This window comes from Pseudomonas sp. IT-P74 (genome assembly GCF_949768175.1).
Lineage (GTDB): Bacteria > Pseudomonadota > Gammaproteobacteria > Pseudomonadales > Pseudomonadaceae > Aquipseudomonas.
The window spans coordinates 143,813-162,925 of sequence record NZ_CATKQD010000033.1 but is presented as its reverse complement, the minus strand read 5'-3'; the positions used below and the strand labels follow the sequence as shown (position 1 = coordinate 162,925).

Sequence of the window (19,113 nt, the reverse complement as noted above, 5' to 3'; positions counted from 1 at the left end):
TGGGTCGTGAACCAAAAACGCCGAAAGAGGGTCTGAATGTTTAGTCGGATCAATCGCTTATTTGCAGCTAGTCTTTAGCCTGAGGCTAATGATCGCCCGATAGGCTTTCTGGCAAAAGGACGTGAATGAACAAGCTCATTGTCGCAGTAGCGGTGCTGGCATTAGCAGGTTGTACCACTAATGCCAAAACTCACGCAGTGCGTGGGGTTAGCGGTGTTGAGGTCGATTGCTCGGGGCTCGGTTCGAAATGGGAGAAGTGTTACAAGCGTGCGGCCAGGGAATGCAAAGGGGCGGGCTACCAGGTTGTGACAAGGTCTGATGATCTCAAGGAAGAGGAGGAGGAAGGGGGGCTTTTGGGGTTCAACCCGGCGGGTTTCCTGACGCGCACTATGCTGGTGATTTGCCGATGACAGGGTGATCGCCCATAGTCTTCCCGTTCGAGGAATCCAGCATTTTGGTGGGCTGGGATGGATGGCGAAACTCAGGCTGTTCAAAATCGTGCAGGCATGCTAAAACCTTTGGAGCGCTGATCTAGCTGCTTGAAAAAGAAGGGAAAAATATGACGAAGTCGGAGTTGATCGAACGAATTGTCACCCATCAAGGGCTGCTCTCATCCAAGGATGTGGAGTTGGCCATCAAGACCATGCTTGAGCAAATGTCCCAATGTCTGGCTACCGGGGATCGCATTGAGATCCGGGGGTTTGGCAGCTTCTCTCTGCACTATCGCGCACCACGGGTAGGGCGCAATCCGAAAACCGGCCAGTCTGTCAGTCTCGACGGCAAATTCGTTCCTCACTTCAAGCCAGGTAAAGAGCTGCGTGACCGGGTGAATGAAGAAGAGGAGGATGTGCTTTGACAGTCACTGCCGATCAAGGAGCCCTTCATGCGTAATCTCATGCGAGTGCTGCTTGGTGTGTTAGTCCTTTTTCTGGTGCTGATGATCCTGGCGTTCGTGCTGGAGAATCAGCAATCGGTCACCTTGTTTTTTCTCGGATGGGCTGGCCCGCAACTGCCAGTATCTTTGGTAATAGTTCTGGCGTTGCTGGCAGGGATGGTCGTCGGACCGCTGCTTGGCTGGATTCTAGGACGATCGTCCAGGATTTTACGCAAACGGCTTGTCTAGTAACATCAAGTAAGAAGTGCTCAGAGAGCTCGCGCCATCGCTTCTCTACATCCGTTAGTAAATCGGTCATTAAGCTGTAAAATGTAGCGCTGTTCGAGAGTGGTCTATCTCCACACCGATTTAGACTAGCTCTGACAGAAGCCGCATGTTTGATGGCTTTTTATACATGGATTTGGCAGCGCTGATGTGCAGCCCCTTCAGCAACTCAAGGTATGGTTTCGCGTGAAAATTCTCGTAACCGGCGGAGCCGGATTTATTGGCTCGGCAGTCATTCGTCATATCATTTCGAATACCGCCGATTCTGTTGTTAACGTCGATAAACTTACCTATGCCGGTAATCTCGAGTCTTTAGCGGAAGCCAGTCAGAGCTCGCGCTACGTATTCGAGCGCGTTGATATCTGCGACCGTGACCAGATCGATCGTGTACTGCTTGAGTCTCAACCCGACGCTATCATGCATTTGGCTGCAGAGTCGCACGTTGACCGCTCGATCTCGGCGCCCTCCGATTTTATCCAGACCAATATCATCGGCACCTACACCTTGCTGGAAGCCACGCGTCAATATTGGATGGCGCTGGACGATACACGCAAAGCCAGTTTTCGGTTTCACCACATTTCGACTGATGAAGTTTACGGAGACCTGGAAGGTCCGGAAGACTTATTCACTGAAACTACAGCCTATCAGCCAAGCTCGCCTTACTCGGCCAGCAAGGCCAGTTCCGATCACTTGGTCAGCGCCTGGAGTCGTACTTACGGTCTGCCAACCCTGATCAGCAACTGCTCGAACAATTACGGCCCTTGCCATTTTCCTGAAAAATTGATCCCGCTGATCATTCTCAATGCTCTGGAAGGCAAGCCCCTGCCTGTCTATGGCAAAGGCAATCAGGTTCGTGACTGGCTCTATGTCGAAGACCACGCCCGTGCACTCTACAAAGTTGTAACCGAAGGCGTCATCGGTGAGACTTACAACATTGGTGGTCATAACGAAAAGCAGAATATCGAGGTCGTCCATACGCTGTGCGCGTTGCTCGATGAACTGCGTCCAAACTCTGCTCACCGTCCCCACGCGAGCCTGATCACTTATGTTCAGGATCGTCCTGGTCACGACCAGCGTTATGCAATTGATGCCAGCAAAATTCAGCGTGAGCTTGGGTGGGTGCCGGAAGAAACATTCGAAACGGGCATCCGCAAGACGGTTGAGTGGTATCTGAACAACACTGATTGGGTGGAGCATGTGAAGAGCGGTAGCTACCAGCAGTGGATCGACCAGAATTACGCGGGTCGTTCGAGTACGGTATGAAAATCCTCCCGCTCGGGAAACACGGTCAGGTCGGCCGGGAGCTACAGCGATCACTCGCGCCATTGGGCGAGCTGGTCGCGCTGGATCGTCAGAAGGTTGATCCTCTCTTCGGAGACTTGTCTGATCTGCTACGTCCTTCCAAAGAGCTTGAAACTTTAAGCGTCATTGCTGATCAGACAGGGTTGCGACAGGTACGGATCCGATCGCCGATGTCACCGCATTGGCTATTCAGCAAAATTCAGACTCGGAAAGAATTGCCGGGTATCCGCTATGTACTTGCTAAACTGGCAATCGGGCATAGGCCGGAAAGCTTGGGGAGCTTATAAGCGGCTGATAAATACAAAAACAGGACTGTAGTTTCAATGGGTAGTATTTTTTACTCTGGCTATCATGATTTTTAAAGTTTTTTCCATGCTTAAATAAAATATTTTCACCTCGATGTGTGACTAAGCTCATTGAAGGACACTGATTTGAGTCAGTGGGGCGCGTGCGGAGAGGAATTGGAGGTGTTTTACATGGTTGGGGCTATGGTTTTTATTATTTCAAGGGTTTTAGGATATGCAGGTTGGTTCAAGTAATTCTGTAGTCAATGATGGTCTTGATTTGCACGCGCTCGCTTATACGCTTTGGCGACAAAGGATTGTGATTTTGTGCGCGGCTTTGCTGGGAACATTTGTAGCCGCTACCTATGCATTTCTCTCAGAGCCTTTATACGAAGCGAAGGCATTTGTGATCCCGCCGACCCAAAATGATATTGAGAACTTAAACTACGGTCGCATTGAACAGACCAAGTTGCCCCAGTTTACTGCAAAAGAAGTTTATTCGGTTTTTTTGAAAAATTTGCAAAGTGAGTCCCTTCGCCGTGAGTTTTTCAAAAATACATATTTAGCCGCGCAGGGTAAGAGTGAGGATCCCAAGGGGAAGTTATATGAGAAGCTTTCGAAGAATCTTGTTATCTCGATAGTTGGTAAAGATGCGCTGGACCGATACTCCGTTGTTATCCTGAATAAGGATCCGGAAATGGGCGCCAAGTGGATTGAGCAACTGTTGGAGCGTGCGCAACAATTAGCGATACAAGAGATTAATAAAAATATCTCCAGTGAATATGATATTAAGTCTCAGAATCTTCTTCAGGAAATGGTCTCGCTGCGAGAAGTTGGAGACAAGACAAGAGAAGATAGCTTGATTAAACTTCGTGAGGCCCTGGTGGTTGCCCAAGCGATTGGTCTTGAAAAGCCACCCGCCATTGGCAGTGACTCGAAAGCCTCGATGGGTATTTTAGGCAACATGGAAGGCGATCTTACCTATATGCGCGGCACGAAAGCACTGACGGCTGAAATAGAAAATTTGAAAGCAAGGAAGTCTGACGATCCATTTATCGGCAAATTGCGAGAGATAGAAACGAAGTACAATTTTTATACTCGACTTTCTAAAAGCTATCGAGAAGCTAAAGCTTTCAGGATAGATGGACTCGTAGAAAAATCAGGCGCACCAGTCAAGCCAAAATTTTTGTTTGTAATCCTGGCTGGTATGTTATCAGGTCTTGGTTTTGGGCTGGTTGTTGCGCTTGTTCGAGACTTTCTTGTGGCCAATAAGGTGGCTGTACAGAAGAGCCTATAACACGCAGCGATCTCGCCCATTCTGATAGGTTTTATTTATCATGATGGTTGTTTGATTTTGCCGGGTCTATTGAGCGACGCTGGTCGTTTTGTGAGACGGCTTTATGTTCGTCTATCGGAAAAATAGCACTAAACAGGTGTACGATTATGTTTAGCCGGTAGATTGTTTGTATCAATGTTGATCGGAAGCCTAGGATCAGGCACGAGGGAAGAGTATGAAAGGCATCATTCTGGCTGGCGGTTCGGGAACCCGTTTGTATCCTCTGACGAAAGGGGTATCCAAGCAGCTGCTTCCGATTTACGACAAGCCGATGATTTTTTATCCGCTTTCTGTACTCATGCTCGCCGGGATCCGTGACGTCCTGATTATCACGACGCCTGAAGACCAGGCAGGATTTCAACGTTTGCTTGCTGATGGCAGTCAGATCGGCGTCAGCCTCACCTATGCAGTACAGGCAAGTCCCGATGGTCTTGCACAAGCATTTCTTATCGGTGAAGAATTTATTGGTAAGGATTCGGTATGTTTGGTGCTTGGCGATAATATTTTTTATGGCCAGGGGTTTACGCTCATGCTCCAAGAGGCGACGAAGCGTAAAAGCGGCGCTACAGTATTCGGTTATCAAGTGAAGGATCCGGAACGATTTGGTGTTGTTCAGTTCGATGAAGGTCGTAAAGCGATCTCTATTGAAGAAAAGCCACTCAAGCCCAAGTCGAATTTCGCAGTAACCGGGTTGTACTTCTACGACAATGACGTGATTGAAATTGCAAGGCAAGTCAAGCCTTCTGCTCGCGGCGAGTTGGAAATTACTTGTATAAACCAGGCATATCTGGAACGAGGAAATTTGCATGTCGAACTTCTGGGGCGAGGATTTGCGTGGCTGGATACCGGTACCCACGAAAGCTTGCTCGAGGCTTCGCATTTTGTTGAAACAATAGAAAAGCGCCAAGGTTACAAGATCGCCTGTTTAGAGGAAATTGCCTTTAATAACGGATGGTTGACCGTTGCAGAACTCCAAAGGACTGGGAATGAACTGAAGAAAAACAGTTATGGACAGTACCTGTTGAGTTTGGTTGACGAGATTGATAAGAAGTAATTTGTTTTGAGTTTGAGTTAAGTTCTACATGGGTGGCCTATGGCGTACTTGAGCGCAATACAGTTGAGTGAACTAGGTTTCAGAACCCTAGGGAAAGAAGTAAAAATCAGTGACAAGGCTGCTATCTATAATCCAGAATTGATTGACCTTGGAGACTACACGCGAATAGATGATTTTTGCGTGGTGTCGGGACGCGTAGTGTTTGGTAAGTATAATCATATTACACCAATGTGCCTCGTTGCTGGTGGAGAGCCAGGTATCGAGTTTTCCGACTTCTGTACGCTGGCTTATGGTGTCAAAATTTTCTCGCAGTCAGACGATTACAGTGGTGCCACACTTACTAACTCATTGGTTCCAAAGAAGTATAAAAAAGAAATATTCGAGAAGGTTAAGCTCGAGCGTCACGTAATAGTTGGTGCAGGGGCAATAGTGATGCCTGGAGTCACTATTAAAGAAGGCTGCTCGATAGGTGCTATGGCATTGGTTACGAAAAGCACTGATCCATGGGGGATTTACGTTGGTGTCCCTGCTGAGCGAGTGAAGGAGCGTAAGCGAGATCTCCTGGCACTCGAACAAAAGTTTCTGGATGAACAAAAATGACTATTCCATTTAATAAACCACCTTATACCGGAAATGAAGACCAATACGTCATTTCCGCAATGCGCAGCGGAAAGATGTCTGGTGACGGGGAGTTTACCCTTCGCTGCCAACGTTGGTTTGAAGAAAAACTACACTGCCAAAAAGCATTGTTAACGCCGTCGTGCACCCAGGCACTTGAAATGGCCGCATTGCTGGTCGATATTCAGCCGGGCGATGAAGTGATCATGCCTAGTTATACATTTGTCAGTACAGCTAATGCTTTTGTATTGCGCGGTGCAAAAATTGTATTTGTTGATATTCGCCCTGACACTATGAATATTGATGAAACGCTTATTGAGGCTGCAATTACCAACAAAACCAAAGCTATTGTGCCTGTCCATTACGCAGGGATTGCATGCGAAATGGACACAATTATGTCCATCGCAAAGCAGCATAACTTGTTTGTCATCGAAGATGCCGCTCAAGGTATGATGTCGACCTATAAAGGCAAGGCGTTAGGTACCATTGGCCACATGGCGGCCTATAGTTTTCATGAAACAAAAAACTATACAAGTGGTGGCGAGGGAGGGCTGCTGCTGATTAATGATGAACAATTTATAGTCCGGGCAGAGATCATTCGTGAGAAAGGAACTAATCGCAGTTTGTTTTTCCGTGGCATGATTGATAAATATACCTGGGTCGATGTGGGGAGTAGTTATCTTCCAGGAGAACTGCAAGCTGCTTATCTATTCGGTCAGCTCGAAAAAGTGGATGAGATAAATAGTGCAAGGCGCCAAATCTGGGAAAGTTATTATCTGGCATTAAAAGAACTCTCCAACGCTGGCCTTATCGAACTTCCCACGACACCTGATGGATGTGTCGGCAATGCCCATATGTTTTATATAAAAGTTCGGGATATCGACGTTCGAACAAAAGTATTGGGCTTACTCAAAGATCAAGAGATCGGTGCAGTTTTCCATTACATTCCACTCCACTCAGCACCTGCAGGATTGCGACTTGGTCGTTTTCACGGCAAGGATGTTTGCACCACAGTTGAGAGTGAGCGCCTGATTCGTCTGCCAATTTGGTACGGCATGCAGAAGAAGGACATAGATCGAGTAGCTTCTGTTGTCATCGGTGCGGTTCATGCATCCGACCAGTAAAGTTGCAAAAAACTTCTCTGATAGTAAGCGTGCGCTAATCAGCGCCGCTTTAACTACTCTCGCCCAAATTTCGAAAATCGGAGTAGGTTTCGCCTTCATTAAGCTTGTTGCTGTGTACCTCGGTGCAGAGGGTATGGGGCAATTGGGGCATTTTATGAGTGCTGTTACCATGCTTTCTCTGCTTGCAGGAGGAGGGATTGTAAACGGCCTTATTAAATATGTCGCACAGTACAAAAAACAACCTAAGGAACTGCTGAAGACGATTGCGGTTTCCAAAGCGTACTCTTTAGTTTTTTGTGTTGTTGTGTGTTTGTTGGGGTGTGCTTTTTCCAGGATTATCTCCAGCTATATCTTTAAGACGCCTGATTATTATTGGATTGTGGTATTTCTTTCTGTTTCTCAGTTTGGGTTTGCTTTTACCAATCTAGTGACGGGAGTCGCAAATGGTCTTCGCGATACCAAGACATTTGCGGTTATACAAATAGTCGGAAATATATTGGTTCTTCCGGTAAGCTGGATCTTGATTCAGAGGTTTGATTTTGTCGGTGCAGCGATATCGATGGTGCTTTTTTTCTCGTTTTATTCGATACCAGCACTGTATTTTTACTGTAAATCTATTTTCTTGAAGTTGCCCATCGGTTTCAAGTTTGAGAAACAAGGTTTTAAAAGATTATTGTCTTTTACATTGATGGCAACAGTTGGAGCAATCAGTGTTCCATTGGTCGAAATTATTATTCGTGAACAAATTATTGAGCATGTTGGATTTGTAGCAGCGGGTATTTGGCAGGCATCGATAAAGATATCCAGTGCATACATGGGTTTTTTTACAATTTTTCTCGCTGTTTATTTTATGCCAATGGTTTCAGAAAAGACCAAAGTGTCGGAAATAACACCTCTGGTTTTTAGATTTATGAAGCTCGTCATGGTGATTTTCGTATTGGGTGGAACGGTGTTTTTCGCTCTTCGTCAATACGTTATTCCATTACTGCTTTCATCCGAGTTTTCCGAGCTTGAAGATCTTATTAAGTATCAACTGCTGGCAGATTTTTTCCGTGTTATTACATATGTGATAAGCTTTGTCGTTGTGGCACGGGCGGCACTCAAAATATATTTGCTAAGTGAACTGACTCAGGGCGTGGTGTTTTGCAGTTTTAGTCTGTTTTTTTTGAATGGTGGACAGGGCGTCGAAGGCGCTTTTGTCGCTAACTTAATAATGAATGTAATTTATTTTATTGTTTCGGTTTTCGGTTTTGTTATTTATAAAAGGAGAAATGCCTGATGTTATCCGGGAGTGTAGTTGTATCTTGTTATAATCAGCAGGATTACATAGAGGAGTGTCTGGATAGTATCCTTTCTCAGAATATAGATTTTGATTGTGAAATTATTGTCTCGGATGATTGTTCAACCGATCGAACACAGGAAATACTTCGTGAGTACTCAAGCAAGCACGAAGGTAGAATAAAGCTGCTGTTGAGAGAGAAAAACGTTGGCGCCGCCTTGAATTACCATGGTGTCCACAAGATGGCGTCAGGAGATGTTGTTTATCATTTCGATGGTGATGATGTCATGCTGCCGGGGAAGCTTCAGCAGCAGTATAATATTTTCAAAGAGAACGCGGATGTAAATGTCGTGTTCCACAAAGCTATTTATTTTTCTGATGACGGTTCTTACGCTTCTGAAACTCAGTACCCAAATTCTGACGCTAGCCTGGTTTCTTTTATCTCTCTTCAGGAAATGGCTCGCTGGGGCGCGATTGCGGTTCACAGTTCCTATGCCTATCGTCGAACTTCCAGGAAGGCAGTCATTACTCGAGAATTTATGGAGTGGTTCTTCGTTATCGATTCTTTACTTCCTAACGGCAAGGCAGCTTACATAAATTCTCCGTTAGTAAAATATCGGTGCAATCCATCTGCAGGTTCTTATTTGTCGACGACTAAAGGGAAAATAAAATCGTATACGATTTATTTTGATGATTTGTATCGATATTTTTATCAGTTACCGGAACTGAGAAAAGATCTATATTCAAATTTTATTGTCACATTCCTGGCGATGGCGAAATCTACTCGCAAGTGCACATTCAAGGGGTTGATTTTTCTGTTGCGTAATTTTTACTACTTCCGACTACACAAATTTATGGATACGGTAAGTGTCAGAAAGCATGTAGGCCCTGAGAGCAAAGTTCGTTGACTAGAGAACAGTGCGATGTGAGGCTGATCGAGGCGAGAAAATGGCTGGTTTAGAGTTGTATGGCACGCCACTGTATGTGATAAGTGTTTTTTTACTGTTATTGACTGCAGTGAGGGCGTTGGTGCCTGATAACAGGGCGAGCAATCTGTTTCGCACGATAGAAGTTTTTATCGTTTTTCTTGCGATTGTTTTGGCGTCCTATTATATATCTAATCGACCATTTGATATGGAAGGTGATACTGAGGTCTATATAAATTTTTATAATGATTATAATTCTGGTCTCGAAAATCCATTTCAAACTTTTGAGCCTGGCTTTATCGGAGTAGTCAGTTTCTTTGGTTTTCTTGGTTTGAGCTATCAGTGTTTTTTCTTCTTTGTAGCATTTATGTTTTTATGGTCCTACTATTTTTTGCTGAAAGCTGTGTTTGGTAGTAGCTCCAGTTGGGTGCTCCCGGCTTTTGGGTTCTTGTTGTTTTATCCATTCTTTTTTTCATTGACGGCAAATATTATTCGGCAAGGTTTTGCTCTGTGCTTCGTGAACTTTTCTTTGGTTTGTTGTGTGAAGGGCTATTGGCGTCGAGGTCTAGTGTTTTCATTGCTGGCAACATTGTTTCATAAGTCCTCATTGGTTTACTTTCCTTTTGTGCTATTTCGAAGGCAAATTATGGGGGTTGGTGTTTTTAGTGTAGTGGTTTTTTGGCTGTTGGTGTCCATGGCATCCTACTTTAAGGTTTTTTCTTTGTTGGTGTCCATGTTGTTCGAGTTGTTGTCAGGTTACGGTTTGTCAATAAACTATACTGATGTCGATAATATTGACTATCTCACAGGGTTTAGATGGGATTTCTGGGCGTTTTCATCGTTTTCCATTGTATTGTTGATAGTGCTTAAACTGCTAGAGAGAGGCCGCACAAATGAAACGTATATATTTTATATCTGTGCATTTCTTTCTTGTTTGCATATAGCGATGTTTGATGTGGCTTATAATGACAGATTTGGCATTTATGCCTGGATTTTTTATCCCTTGGAGATCGGGTACATCATTCGCCTCGCATGTGCCAGTTTAGCAGCCGGAAAGCGACCAAAAGAAACTGGAAACGAAAATGTGTTTTTGTAAGGGGGGGAGGTGAGATGTTCGTATTACTGACAGGTGCTAAGGGTTTTATTGGAAGCCAATTGCTCGCGCGCCTGTGTGCATCGGGCCATAAAGTCAGGGTTGTAACTCGTACCTCCTTTGAAACCAGTTTCAGCGACGTAGAGGTTGTGCTGGCTGATTTGACGAACCCTGAAACGAATTACGACTCTTTGGTATCCGGTTGTGAAGTCGTTTTCAATTGCGCGGGTGAAATTCGCGATGAAAAGGCCATGCGATCACTTCATGTCGATGCCACTGGTCGTTTGATTGCAGCTGTTAATCGTCTGGCATCTGCGGAACACCCCATACACTTTGTTCAATTAAGTAGTGTGGGAGCATATGGCCCTGCCCAGGGTGCGCTCCGTATCGTAAGTGAAACAACAAAAGAAAATCCTCAAGGAACCTACGAAGAAACCAAGACGATAGCCGACTCACTGGTAATGAAAGGTGGAAGTAGTGAGTTCTTCAGTTACTCGATATTGAGGCCGTCTAACGTATTTGGTGCAAGCATGACGAACAATTCGCTTCGTCAGCTTGGAAAAATTGTACAGAAAGGGTTGTTTTTTTACATAGGAACTGCCAGGAGAGATGCCGTCGCTACATATGTCCATGTTGAGGACGTTGCCTCTGCCTTGATGCTTTGTGGATTCCACCCATTGGCTAGAGGTGAGGTATTTAATCTTTCTAATGACTGTCCATTGTCTGATCTGATAAACGGTATGGCCGATGCACAACATGTATCCCGTCCGAAATGGAGCGTTTCAGAAACGCTGCTGCGCGTAATGGTTACCGTAGCCAATCGTTTTTTGCGACTGCCCGTCACTCCGGCACGTATTGACGCACTAGTGTCTAAAACAACGTACCCAACCACCAAGATTCGTGACACCCTCGGTTTTGTTCCTGAAAAAAATGTGCCAGAGGCTATCAGTGAACTTTTTACAAAACGACCGATAGTCTGATAAGTGGAGTTCTCTTTATGTTTTACGACCAAGTACTCCAAACTATCAGTCGTATTTCTTTGCAGTCAGTGGGTGCAGCTATTGGCTTGATTGTTTCGACGCAGGGTAATGGACGGAGCCAAGGTGTTAAGAGGGGGATTCATAGTGCAGGATAAAAACTTAAAAATTGCTCGAGTTTCAACTGTTCCTTTTTTTGTTCTAACGCAGTTGAAAGCGCAGATTGACGCATTGGCCGCTTCTGGTGCTGCGGTTACTGTTATTGCTAGTTACGATGAAATGAGTGGTCAGCTAGCGGAAAGTACGAATTATATACCAGTAAATATTGAGCGTAAGATAGACCCTGTAAAGGATTTATTAAGTTTGATATCACTGATTAAGGTTTTCAGAAATAAAAAGTTCAACGTGGTTCACTCTACGACGCCGAAAGCAGGGTTGCTTTGTGCAATTGCAGGTTTTCTATCGGGTACAGAAGTTCGTCTGCATACCTTTACCGGGCAGCCGTGGGTAACGATGGGCGGAGCCAAAAAATTAATACTGAAATTTTGTGATAAAATTATAGGGTTGCTGAATACACACTGTTATGCCGATAGTATAAGCCAAAAGAATTTTCTTGTTTCCAGCGGTGTAATAAAAGCTAAAAAAATTTCCGTTCTAGGAAGTGGATCGTTGGCAGGCATAAATCTTGATCGGTTTGATTCTTCTCGTTATGACGTGGAGGCGTTGGCCGATTTGCGAGATGGTCTTGGTATTCCAGAGGGTAGCAAAATACTATTGTTTGTCGGGAGAGTTACTCCGGACAAAGGAATCAGAGAACTTTTGTCGGCATTTCGTGAGATTGTACGTGCCGATAAAAGTGTATTTCTCATTCTGGTAGGGCCATTTGAAGCCGATGCCGAAGAAATTGTCGCTAGCGCCTCTACGGATGACTTAAGTCGTAATCTTAAAATTGTCGGTTATTCAAATGAGCCTGAAAAGTATATGGCTCTGGCGGACTTGCTATGTCTACCCAGTTATCGCGAAGGTTTTGGCACCGTTGTCATTGAGGCTGCGGCCATGGGGACTCCAACGGTAGGTACTGATATTTACGGTTTGTCTGACGCGATAGTAAATGGTGAGACGGGAATTTTGGTTCCTGTCAGGGATCCTGCTTCACTTGAGCAAGCCATTGTTTCCATATTGAGTGATGCTCGTTTACTGGAGGCGATGGGGGAGGCTGCGAAGGTGCGGGCCATCACTGAATTCAGTGCGAGTACCTGCTCTGAACTGTTGATTAACGAATATAAGAGGTTTTTTAATTGACTATGGATTCAGTTCAGGTCCCCCTACGTATCGTAGTTACAGGGGCAAGCGGCTTTGTCGGATCTGCGGTGGTGAGTGCACTGGATAAAGTTGAGCGATATTTCCCAGTGGCTGTCGCGCGTTCAAAAAAAGATGGCCAAAAACGTTCTTCGTCAATGTTCTTGGTTCCGGATATATCCTCTGCAACTGATTGGAGTGCTGGGTTAAAGGACGCTGCAGTAGTTATTCATGCTGCCGCACGGGTTCACGTGATGAAGGAGGTAGAGCAGGATGCATTAGCCGAGTTCAGGAAGGTTAATGTTGAAGGCACGATCAATCTTGCTCGGCAGGCTGCTGCAGCCGGAGTTAAACGTTTTGTTTTCATCAGTTCCATAAAGGTAAATGGGGAACAGACAGATGTCGGTAAGCCGTTCACCGCTGACGATAAGCCTGCCCCATCCGATGCCTATGGTGTTTCCAAAAAAGAAGCCGAAGACGCATTGCGTGTTATTTCGAAAGAAACGGGTATGGAGGTTGTCATCATTCGGCCTACCTTGGTTTATGGCCCTGGTGTAAAAGCTAATTTTAGAAATATGATGACTTGGCTCTACAAAGGTCTTCCGCTGCCATTTGGTTCTATTCATAACAAACGAAGTTTGGTGTCACTCGATAATCTCGTCAGTCTGATTATGGTTTGCGTTGAGCACCCCAAAGCCGCGGGACAAACATTTTTGGTCAGTGATGGCATTGATTTGTCTACAACTGAATTATTACAACGCACTGCTAAGGCCCTAGGGGTCAAGAGTCGGCTGCTTCCGGTTCCTGCAAAGATGTTGGCATTTTGTGCTGTTGCCTTGGGACGTCGATCACTGTCCCAGCGTTTGTGTGGATCACTGCAAGTAGACATACAAAAGACCCGGCATCTTCTTGGATGGTACCCAGCAGTATCAGTCGAAGACGCTCTAGACAAAACAGCCAAAGAATTTTTGGAACATCGCTGATGACGACCTTATATTGGATTTTACCTTTGGCGTTTGTTGGCGCTCTGGTAGGCACTGCTGTTTTACGTCGATATGCATTGTCCAATAGCCTTATTGATGTCCCAAACGCGCGGAGCTCGCACGTGCTACCCACCCCCAGGGGAGGAGGGGTCGCGATCGTGGTTTCCTTCCTTTTGAGTGCGATTTTTCTTGCTGTGACTGAACAGATTCATTGGTCCGTCGCCTTGGCTGTCCTGGTGCCTGGGGGACTTGTCGCGATCATTGGTTTTCTCGACGATCATGGTCATATCCCGGCGCGTTGGAGATTGTTAGGCCATTTTTCGTCGGCAATCATCGGAATGGTTATTTTCAATGGAATGCCAGCGATTCACCTGTTCGGTATGGCCATTGATCTAGGATGGGCGGCGTATTTGTTCGGAAGCTTCTATCTGGTCTGGTTATTGAACCTGTACAACTTTATGGACGGGATCGATGGATTGGCGAGTATGGAAGCCATTTTTGTTTGCCTGGGTGGAGCCGTCCTGTACGTCGTCTCAGGAAATCCCGATTCTGTGTGGGGGCCGGTGGCGCTCGCGCTGGCTGTTGCCGGTTTCTTGTATTGGAATTTCCCTCCTGCGCGAATTTTCATGGGCGATGCCGGTAGCGGTTTCCTGGGCATAACGCTAGGTTTTCTGTCTTTGCAAGCAGCGTGGGTAAACCCCACTTTGTTCTGGGGGTGGCTGATTCTCCTGGGCGCGTTCATTGTCGATGCGACATGCACGCTTTTCGTTCGACTGATTAGAGGCGATAAGGTCTACGAGGCGCATCGCAGTCACGCTTATCAGTACGCGTCACGACAGTACGGCAGCCATTTACCTGTAACGCTTTCGGTAACCGGCATAAATGTGGTTTGGCTGTTACCAATTGCCATGCTGGTGGCGATAGGCCTGCTTGATGGTTTCGTCGGATTGTTGGTGGCTTATGCACCCTTGCTTCTGCTGGCATTGCGATTCAAGGCCGGTCAGCGCGAAGTGTGATGTGTCGCTTGAAGGTGTTTGAGATAAACACGCTTGAGCTTTAAGCTTGTCGTTTGCTTTATTTGAAAAGGATATTGAGATGCTTCGCCAATGGCTACTGCAGCTTCCGCGGCGCCAAAAAAGGCTGATGCAAGTTACGACCGATATTTTCCTGGTCTGGGCTGCGCTTTGGTTGGCATTCGTCGTTCGCTTGGGTATTGACGAGATTGTAAATCCGCTGCAGGCGCACACCTGGTTATTCTTGTGTGCACCGGTTGTCGCGATTCCGCTGTTCATTCGCTTTGGATTGTATCGTGCGGTTTTACGCTACTTCGGAAACGACGCACTGATTGAAATCGTGAAGGCGGTTAGTCTCTCGTCGCTGATCCTCGGGCTCGTGGTTTATTGGTATAGCAATCATCAGACTGTTATTCCCCGCTCGATCATTTTTAACTATTGGTGGCTCAGCTTATTGATGATTGGCGGGTTGCGACTAGCAATGCGCCAGTATTTTCTTGGCGATTGGCTTACTGCTGCTCAGCATGTCCCATTCACGAATAGAGACAAGGGGTTGCCAAAGGTTGCAATCTACGGAGCAGGCGCCGCGGGAAACCAGCTGGTAGCAGCGCTTCGCATGGGACGATTAATGAGACCTGTCGCGTTTATCGATGACGACAACAGTATTGCTGACAGGGTCATTTCGGGATTGCACGTTTACGAGCCCAAGCATATTGAGAAGATGATCGATGTTACCGGGGCTCAGGAAATCCTTTTGGCCATCCCGTCGGCAAATCGCGGGCGGCGTCGTGAAATATTGGGGTACCTGGAAGGCTTTCCACTGCATGTCCGAAGTGTTCCCGGCTTTATGGATCTGGCGAGCGGTCGTGTAAAAGTTGACGACATTCAGGAAGTGGATATTGCGGACCTGCTCGGGCGCGATGCCGTGCCTGCGCAAGGCGATCTCCTCTCGCATTGCATCAGGGGCCAGGTCGTGCTGGTGACGGGGGCGGGTGGATCGATCGGTTCTGAGCTTTGCCGCCAGATACTGGTGCTGCGACCCACTACGCTTTTGTTGTTTGAGCATAGTGAGTTCAATCTTTACAGCATTATGTCCGAATTGGAGCAGCGGGTTGCACGCGAGTCTTTGCCTGTAAAGTTGCTGCCGATCCTTGGGTCTGTCCGTAATCAGGAAAAGCTGCTGGACGTGATGAAGACGTGGCGTGTCGATACGGTTTACCACGCCGCGGCTTACAAGCATGTCCCGATGGTTGAGCACAACATCGCCGAAGGTGTACTCAACAACGTCATCGGTACGCTGAATACCGCGCAGGCTGCGTTGCAGTCCAATGTTGCCAATTTTGTACTCATCTCAACGGACAAGGCAGTACGGCCTACCAACGTCATGGGCAGCACCAAGCGTTTGGCTGAGATGACGCTCCAGGCGTTGAGTCAGGAGTTGGCACCTGTTTTGTTTGGGGACGCCTCGAATGTTTCGCGGGTCAATAAAACCCGTTTTACGATGGTTCGATTCGGCAACGTCCTGGGCTCTTCTGGGTCCGTCATCCCGCTATTTCACAAGCAGATTCAACTCGGTGGCCCACTGACGGTTACACATCCGAAGATCACTCGCTATTTCATGACGATCCCCGAGGCGGCCCAGCTTGTGATTCAAGCAGGCTCAATGGGGCAGGGAGGCGACGTTTTCGTTCTGGACATGGGCGAGCCGGTAAAGATTGTCGAGCTGGCGGAAAAAATGATCCACTTGTCAGGTCTCAGTGTGCGCTCGGAGAGAAATCCCCATGGAGATATCTCGATTGAGTTCACCGGACTTCGCCCTGGTGAAAAACTGTATGAAGAGTTGTTGATTGGCGACAACGTAGCCGCAACGCCTCATCCAATGATCATGACCGCCACTGAGGACTACCTTTCCTGGGAGGTTCTTAAAGTCAAACTGGCGGAATTGCTGGCCGCCGTTGAGCAGGATGACTACTCCTGCGTCCGCCAACTCCTGCGCGAAACCGTCAGCGGCTATACCCCCGACGGCGAGATTGTTGACTGGATCTATCAGCAGCGTCGCCTCGAACCCTGATTGCTTCACATGCTGTAACGGACACATTTTTGACACGCTCCAGACATCACCTGAGTTTTGAGGCAGCTTCGGAAAAGCTGCTTTCTCAATCGATGTCATGGAGCGTCATTTATGGGTACTGGCTATTTCTACTCTCTCGTTTTTGCCCTGCTGACCAGCATATCAATTGCCGTCGTCAAACGCCCAGCCAATACACGGTCGGCTTCTTCCGGGAAGGGGGTCTGCATGTCCCAGGTACGCAGGCCTGCTTCAACATGGCCAAACGGAATTCGGCGATAAAAAAATACCAGGGTCAAAGCGAAAACAGTGGTGGTATCACCTTATGTGCGACGCAGGAACCAGCGCGTCATCACAAAAGTAACGGGGATAGTCACCACAATGACGACCAGTGGTGCAACGCTCTGAGGAATGCTGAAGCGCTCGACAAAGACGCTTAACAGAGCTGCTGACAACAGATACTGCACCAGGTATACCAGTGGAAAGGCAAAGAAGCCTTTCCAACTGACGGGGGTCTTGAAAACGATCGTTGCGTTGAACCAATAGGAAAACACTACGCCGGTGGCAAAGGCCAGGGCGTATGCCACTTGGTAAGGCAATACGACCTGAAGGCCGAAGTACAGGCCGAAGGTAAAGGCGGTGTTGATGCCACCGCCAACAACAAACTTGACCAGGTCGGTCAACGTCTTTCGCCTCGACATCCGCTCAAGCCTGCTTTTGAGATTTGATCAGATCGACAAACTGACCGTAGTCGCGGATGTAGTCGTCGGCGTCGTAATAGTCGGATGCGAACACCAACAACATGGCATCGGCTGAGTACTTGTACTGAATGCCCCAGGTCTTGGGCGGCAGGTACAAGCCCATGTTAGGGCGATCCAGTGTGATTTCTTCACGCGTCTCGCCATCATCCACGACTACGCGGATGCTGCCTCTGACTGCGATCAGAAATTGGTGGCACTGGTGGTGAGCGTGCTCGCCACGGGTATCGGCAGTGGGTACGTCATAGACCAGGAAATAGCGTTTCGGGTTGAATGGAATCTCGCGTTCAAATTCACCCACCGACAGGCTGCCACGCAGGTCAGGAACAGCCTTGAAGGTATGCAATGTGACTCCGGACACTTTGGTGCCGGTCACTGCCGGTTTCGACGAGGCACTGACCTTCATGCTCTCGTTGGTACTCTCGACGGCGTCAGCGTAACCAATGATCTTGGCCGGGTTGCCGACGACTATTGCAAACGGAGGGACGGATCGGGTTACAACGGCACCAGCGCCGATCATGGCGTTTTCACCAATGGTCAGGCCGGGGAGAATGGTGGCGTTGGCACCGATGGTCGCTTTGGTCTTGACGATTGTGCGCAGGAATTCATCCGGATACTGCTTGCTGCGCGGGAAGCGGTCATTGGTGAAAGTGGCATTGGGGCCAATGAACACATCGTCCATGATCTCGATACCATCCCACACCTGAACTCCGCATTTGATCGTGACGCGGTCACCAATGACCACATCGTTCTCGATAAAGACGTTATCGCAAATGTTGCATTCGGAGCCGAGACGGGCTTCGGGCAATACATGCGCGAAAGCCCAGATCTTGGTGTCCTTACCGATATGTGGGGATTCGCAAAGCCCTTTGGGGTGAACGAAATACTCGGCGTTTTCATTATTCATGATTGAAATTCTCTGTCCTCATCGGGATGGCTAACGGCCTGGCCTTGGTATTTTCGTAGGTACGCCATGCGTATGAACCTACGATCCCCAGGCCCAACAGGTTGGCTGCCCCCAGAAAGACGATGACATTAATGGTCATTGCGTAACCTGAAACTGTGATCAGTCCAAGAAGCCGCGCAATGGCTACGGCGATACCGAAACTGGCAGCTAGAAGGGTAGTTACACCACCCAAACGTGTCAGGAGGCGGATGGGAAGGTCGGTAAATGCGAAAATGCTGTCCATCATGTAGTTCACTTTTTTGGTGAACGTCCATGCCGACTTGCCGTGCTCACGCTTAAGGCGGTTGTAGGAAATAGTCTTGCGCCGATAGCCCAGCCAGAAAATCTGTGCGATCAACGAACTGTGCCTTTCATCGAGGGTCAGGAGCGTGTCGCGAAAGGTTTTGTTGCAGCCGAAGACATCCACGCCACCTTCTGGAATTTCCGGTACTACATAGCGTCGATACAGGTTCCAGAATGTTTTGGAGGCAATACGCGACAGAAGGGGGTCGTCCCGACCTTCACGGACGCCGAGAACCACATCGTACTGCCCACTGAGCAGTTGCGTGTTCATCTCCAGCACCAGCTCCGGTGGTTCCTGCAAGTCGGCAGCCATGACCGCAAAACGATCACCACGACCGGCCTCAAGGCCTACCCGAATGGCCGGGAACGAGCCAAAGTTGCGGGAGAGCAAGACCAGGCGGGATTCGAAGCGTTGCTTGGGTAACTCATCCCGCAAGATCTCGTAGCATCGGTCTGGACTGCCGTCGATCACAAAGACCACTTCGAAATCGCCTGCTAATTTGCTGTTCAGTCCATCGATGGCGATCAACAAGTCCGGCAATGAGCCTTCGTTTTTATAAACAGGAATGACTAAAGTTAGCAAGCGATGAT

General features: G+C 47.6%; 19 protein-coding genes and 2 pseudogenes. 17 read left to right on the top strand and 4 right to left on the bottom strand.

Translation table 11 applies throughout. The features are described from left to right. Positions 1-125 precede the first annotated feature (125 nt). The 17 genes and pseudogenes from ACM6J5_RS17110 (at position 126) to ACM6J5_RS17030 (ending at position 16,518) form a co-directional block, all read left to right on the top strand. Positions 126-410 (top strand): hypothetical protein, encoded by a 285-nt coding sequence (locus ACM6J5_RS17110; protein ID WP_150673560.1) that lies wholly within the window; start codon positions 126-128, stop codon positions 408-410. A 149-nt stretch (positions 411-559) separates the two neighbouring features. After that, positions 560-856 (top strand): integration host factor subunit beta, encoded by a 297-nt coding sequence (gene ihfB / locus ACM6J5_RS17105; RefSeq protein ID WP_150673561.1) that lies wholly within the window; start codon positions 560-562, stop codon positions 854-856. Positions 857-883: 27 nt separating this feature from the next. Further along, positions 884-1,123 (top strand): LapA family protein, encoded by a 240-nt coding sequence (locus ACM6J5_RS17100; protein WP_414929020.1) that lies wholly within the window; start codon positions 884-886, stop codon positions 1,121-1,123. A gap of 222 nt (positions 1,124-1,345) precedes the next feature. Beyond that, a complete protein-coding gene (gene rfbB, locus ACM6J5_RS17095) occupies positions 1,346-2,422 on the top strand; it encodes a dTDP-glucose 4,6-dehydratase (protein WP_414929019.1) in 1,077 nt (358 codons plus the stop codon). Continuing rightward, positions 2,419-2,550, top strand: a pseudogene (locus ACM6J5_RS17090) (dTDP-4-dehydrorhamnose reductase); the annotation flags it as partial. The gene rfbB and the pseudogene ACM6J5_RS17090, both read left to right, overlap by 4 nt. A gap of 430 nt (positions 2,551-2,980) precedes the next feature. Further along, entirely contained in the window at positions 2,981-4,042 is a 1,062-nt protein-coding gene (locus ACM6J5_RS17085) for an LPS O-antigen chain length determinant protein WzzB (protein WP_414929018.1), read from the top strand. 214 nt (positions 4,043-4,256) lie between these two features. Continuing rightward, the gene (gene rfbA / locus ACM6J5_RS17080) at positions 4,257-5,135 is read left to right on the top strand and encodes a glucose-1-phosphate thymidylyltransferase RfbA (protein WP_414929017.1); all 879 of its coding nucleotides are present in this window, start codon (positions 4,257-4,259) and stop codon (positions 5,133-5,135) included. A 39-nt stretch (positions 5,136-5,174) separates the two neighbouring features. After that, positions 5,175-5,735: an acyltransferase gene (locus ACM6J5_RS17075; protein WP_414929016.1), complete on the top strand. Its 561-nt coding sequence runs from the start codon at positions 5,175-5,177 to the stop codon at positions 5,733-5,735. Beyond that, entirely contained in the window at positions 5,732-6,877 is a 1,146-nt protein-coding gene (gene rffA / locus ACM6J5_RS17070; protein ID WP_414929015.1) for a dTDP-4-amino-4,6-dideoxygalactose transaminase, read from the top strand. The genes ACM6J5_RS17075 and rffA overlap by 4 nt, the downstream gene beginning before the upstream one ends. Beyond that, positions 6,861-8,156, top strand: coding sequence for an O-antigen translocase (locus ACM6J5_RS17065; protein ID WP_414929014.1), 1,296 nt, complete (start codon positions 6,861-6,863; stop codon positions 8,154-8,156). The genes rffA and ACM6J5_RS17065 overlap by 17 nt, the downstream gene beginning before the upstream one ends. Then, entirely contained in the window at positions 8,156-9,064 is a 909-nt protein-coding gene (locus ACM6J5_RS17060; protein WP_150673569.1) for a glycosyltransferase family 2 protein, read from the top strand. Before ACM6J5_RS17065 ends, ACM6J5_RS17060 begins: the two co-directional genes overlap by 1 nt. Positions 9,065-9,104: 40 nt before the next feature. Further along, complete coding sequence (locus ACM6J5_RS17055) at positions 9,105-10,178, top strand: EpsG family protein (protein ID WP_414929013.1); 1,074 nt, start codon at positions 9,105-9,107, stop codon at positions 10,176-10,178. Positions 10,179-10,192: 14 nt separating this feature from the next. Beyond that, positions 10,193-11,155, top strand: a complete 963-nt coding sequence (locus ACM6J5_RS17050; protein WP_414929012.1) for an NAD-dependent epimerase/dehydratase family protein — start codon at positions 10,193-10,195, stop codon at positions 11,153-11,155. 144 nt (positions 11,156-11,299) lie between these two features. After that, the gene (locus tag ACM6J5_RS17045; protein WP_414929011.1) at positions 11,300-12,454 is read left to right on the top strand and encodes a glycosyltransferase; all 1,155 of its coding nucleotides are present in this window, start codon (positions 11,300-11,302) and stop codon (positions 12,452-12,454) included. A gap of 2 nt (positions 12,455-12,456) precedes the next feature. Further along, the gene (locus ACM6J5_RS17040; protein ID WP_414929096.1) at positions 12,457-13,434 is read left to right on the top strand and encodes a UDP-glucose 4-epimerase family protein; all 978 of its coding nucleotides are present in this window, start codon (positions 12,457-12,459) and stop codon (positions 13,432-13,434) included. Beyond that, positions 13,434-14,450 (top strand): MraY family glycosyltransferase, encoded by a 1,017-nt coding sequence (locus ACM6J5_RS17035; protein WP_414929010.1) that lies wholly within the window; start codon positions 13,434-13,436, stop codon positions 14,448-14,450. The genes ACM6J5_RS17040 and ACM6J5_RS17035 overlap by 1 nt, the downstream gene beginning before the upstream one ends. Before the next feature lie 79 nt (positions 14,451-14,529). Next, positions 14,530-16,518, top strand: coding sequence for a polysaccharide biosynthesis protein (locus tag ACM6J5_RS17030; RefSeq protein ID WP_414929095.1), 1,989 nt, complete (start codon positions 14,530-14,532; stop codon positions 16,516-16,518). 176 nt (positions 16,519-16,694) lie between these two features. Here ACM6J5_RS17030 and ACM6J5_RS17025 read toward each other — a convergent pair. The 4 genes and pseudogenes from ACM6J5_RS17025 to ACM6J5_RS17010 all read right to left on the bottom strand — a co-directional run. Next, a pseudogene (locus tag ACM6J5_RS17025) lies at positions 16,695-16,838 on the bottom strand (UDP-N-acetylglucosamine 2-epimerase); the annotation flags it as partial. Beyond that, positions 16,839-17,198 (bottom strand): GtrA family protein, encoded by a 360-nt coding sequence (locus ACM6J5_RS17020; RefSeq protein ID WP_414929009.1) that lies wholly within the window; start codon positions 17,196-17,198, stop codon positions 16,839-16,841. It abuts the pseudogene before it with no gap. A gap of 22 nt (positions 17,199-17,220) precedes the next feature. Beyond that, positions 17,221-18,180, bottom strand: coding sequence for a WxcM-like domain-containing protein (locus ACM6J5_RS17015; RefSeq protein ID WP_414929008.1), 960 nt, complete (start codon positions 18,178-18,180; stop codon positions 17,221-17,223). Then, a complete protein-coding gene (locus ACM6J5_RS17010) occupies positions 18,173-19,105 on the bottom strand; it encodes a glycosyltransferase family 2 protein (RefSeq protein WP_095943946.1) in 933 nt (310 codons plus the stop codon). The genes ACM6J5_RS17015 and ACM6J5_RS17010 overlap by 8 nt, the downstream gene beginning before the upstream one ends. Between the last annotated feature and the right edge of the window lie 8 nt (positions 19,106-19,113).

Bases quoted from the DNA above. Each gene is read 5' to 3' on its own strand.
- ACM6J5_RS17110 (WP_150673560.1), top strand. From the start codon at position 126: ATGAACAAGCTCATTGTCGCAGTAGCGGTGCTGGCATTAGCAGGTTGT.
- ihfB (WP_150673561.1), top strand. From the start codon at position 560: ATGACGAAGTCGGAGTTGATCGAACGAATTGTCACCCATCAAGGGCTG.
- ACM6J5_RS17100 (WP_414929020.1), top strand. From the start codon at position 884: ATGCGTAATCTCATGCGAGTGCTGCTTGGTGTGTTAGTCCTTTTTCTG.
- ACM6J5_RS17085 (WP_414929018.1), top strand. From the start codon at position 2,981: ATGCAGGTTGGTTCAAGTAATTCTGTAGTCAATGATGGTCTTGATTTG.
- rfbA (WP_414929017.1), top strand. From the start codon at position 4,257: ATGAAAGGCATCATTCTGGCTGGCGGTTCGGGAACCCGTTTGTATCCT.
- ACM6J5_RS17075 (WP_414929016.1), top strand. From the start codon at position 5,175: ATGGCGTACTTGAGCGCAATACAGTTGAGTGAACTAGGTTTCAGAACC.
- rffA (WP_414929015.1), top strand. From the start codon at position 5,732: ATGACTATTCCATTTAATAAACCACCTTATACCGGAAATGAAGACCAA.
- ACM6J5_RS17065 (WP_414929014.1), top strand. From the start codon at position 6,861: ATGCATCCGACCAGTAAAGTTGCAAAAAACTTCTCTGATAGTAAGCGT.
- ACM6J5_RS17060 (WP_150673569.1), top strand. From the start codon at position 8,156: ATGTTATCCGGGAGTGTAGTTGTATCTTGTTATAATCAGCAGGATTAC.
- ACM6J5_RS17055 (WP_414929013.1), top strand. From the start codon at position 9,105: ATGGCTGGTTTAGAGTTGTATGGCACGCCACTGTATGTGATAAGTGTT.
- ACM6J5_RS17050 (WP_414929012.1), top strand. From the start codon at position 10,193: ATGTTCGTATTACTGACAGGTGCTAAGGGTTTTATTGGAAGCCAATTG.
- ACM6J5_RS17040 (WP_414929096.1), top strand. From the start codon at position 12,457: ATGGATTCAGTTCAGGTCCCCCTACGTATCGTAGTTACAGGGGCAAGC.
- ACM6J5_RS17035 (WP_414929010.1), top strand. From the start codon at position 13,434: ATGACGACCTTATATTGGATTTTACCTTTGGCGTTTGTTGGCGCTCTG.
- ACM6J5_RS17030 (WP_414929095.1), top strand. From the start codon at position 14,530: ATGCTTCGCCAATGGCTACTGCAGCTTCCGCGGCGCCAAAAAAGGCTG.
- ACM6J5_RS17015 (WP_414929008.1), bottom strand. From the start codon at position 18,180: ATGAATAATGAAAACGCCGAGTATTTCGTTCACCCCAAAGGGCTTTGC.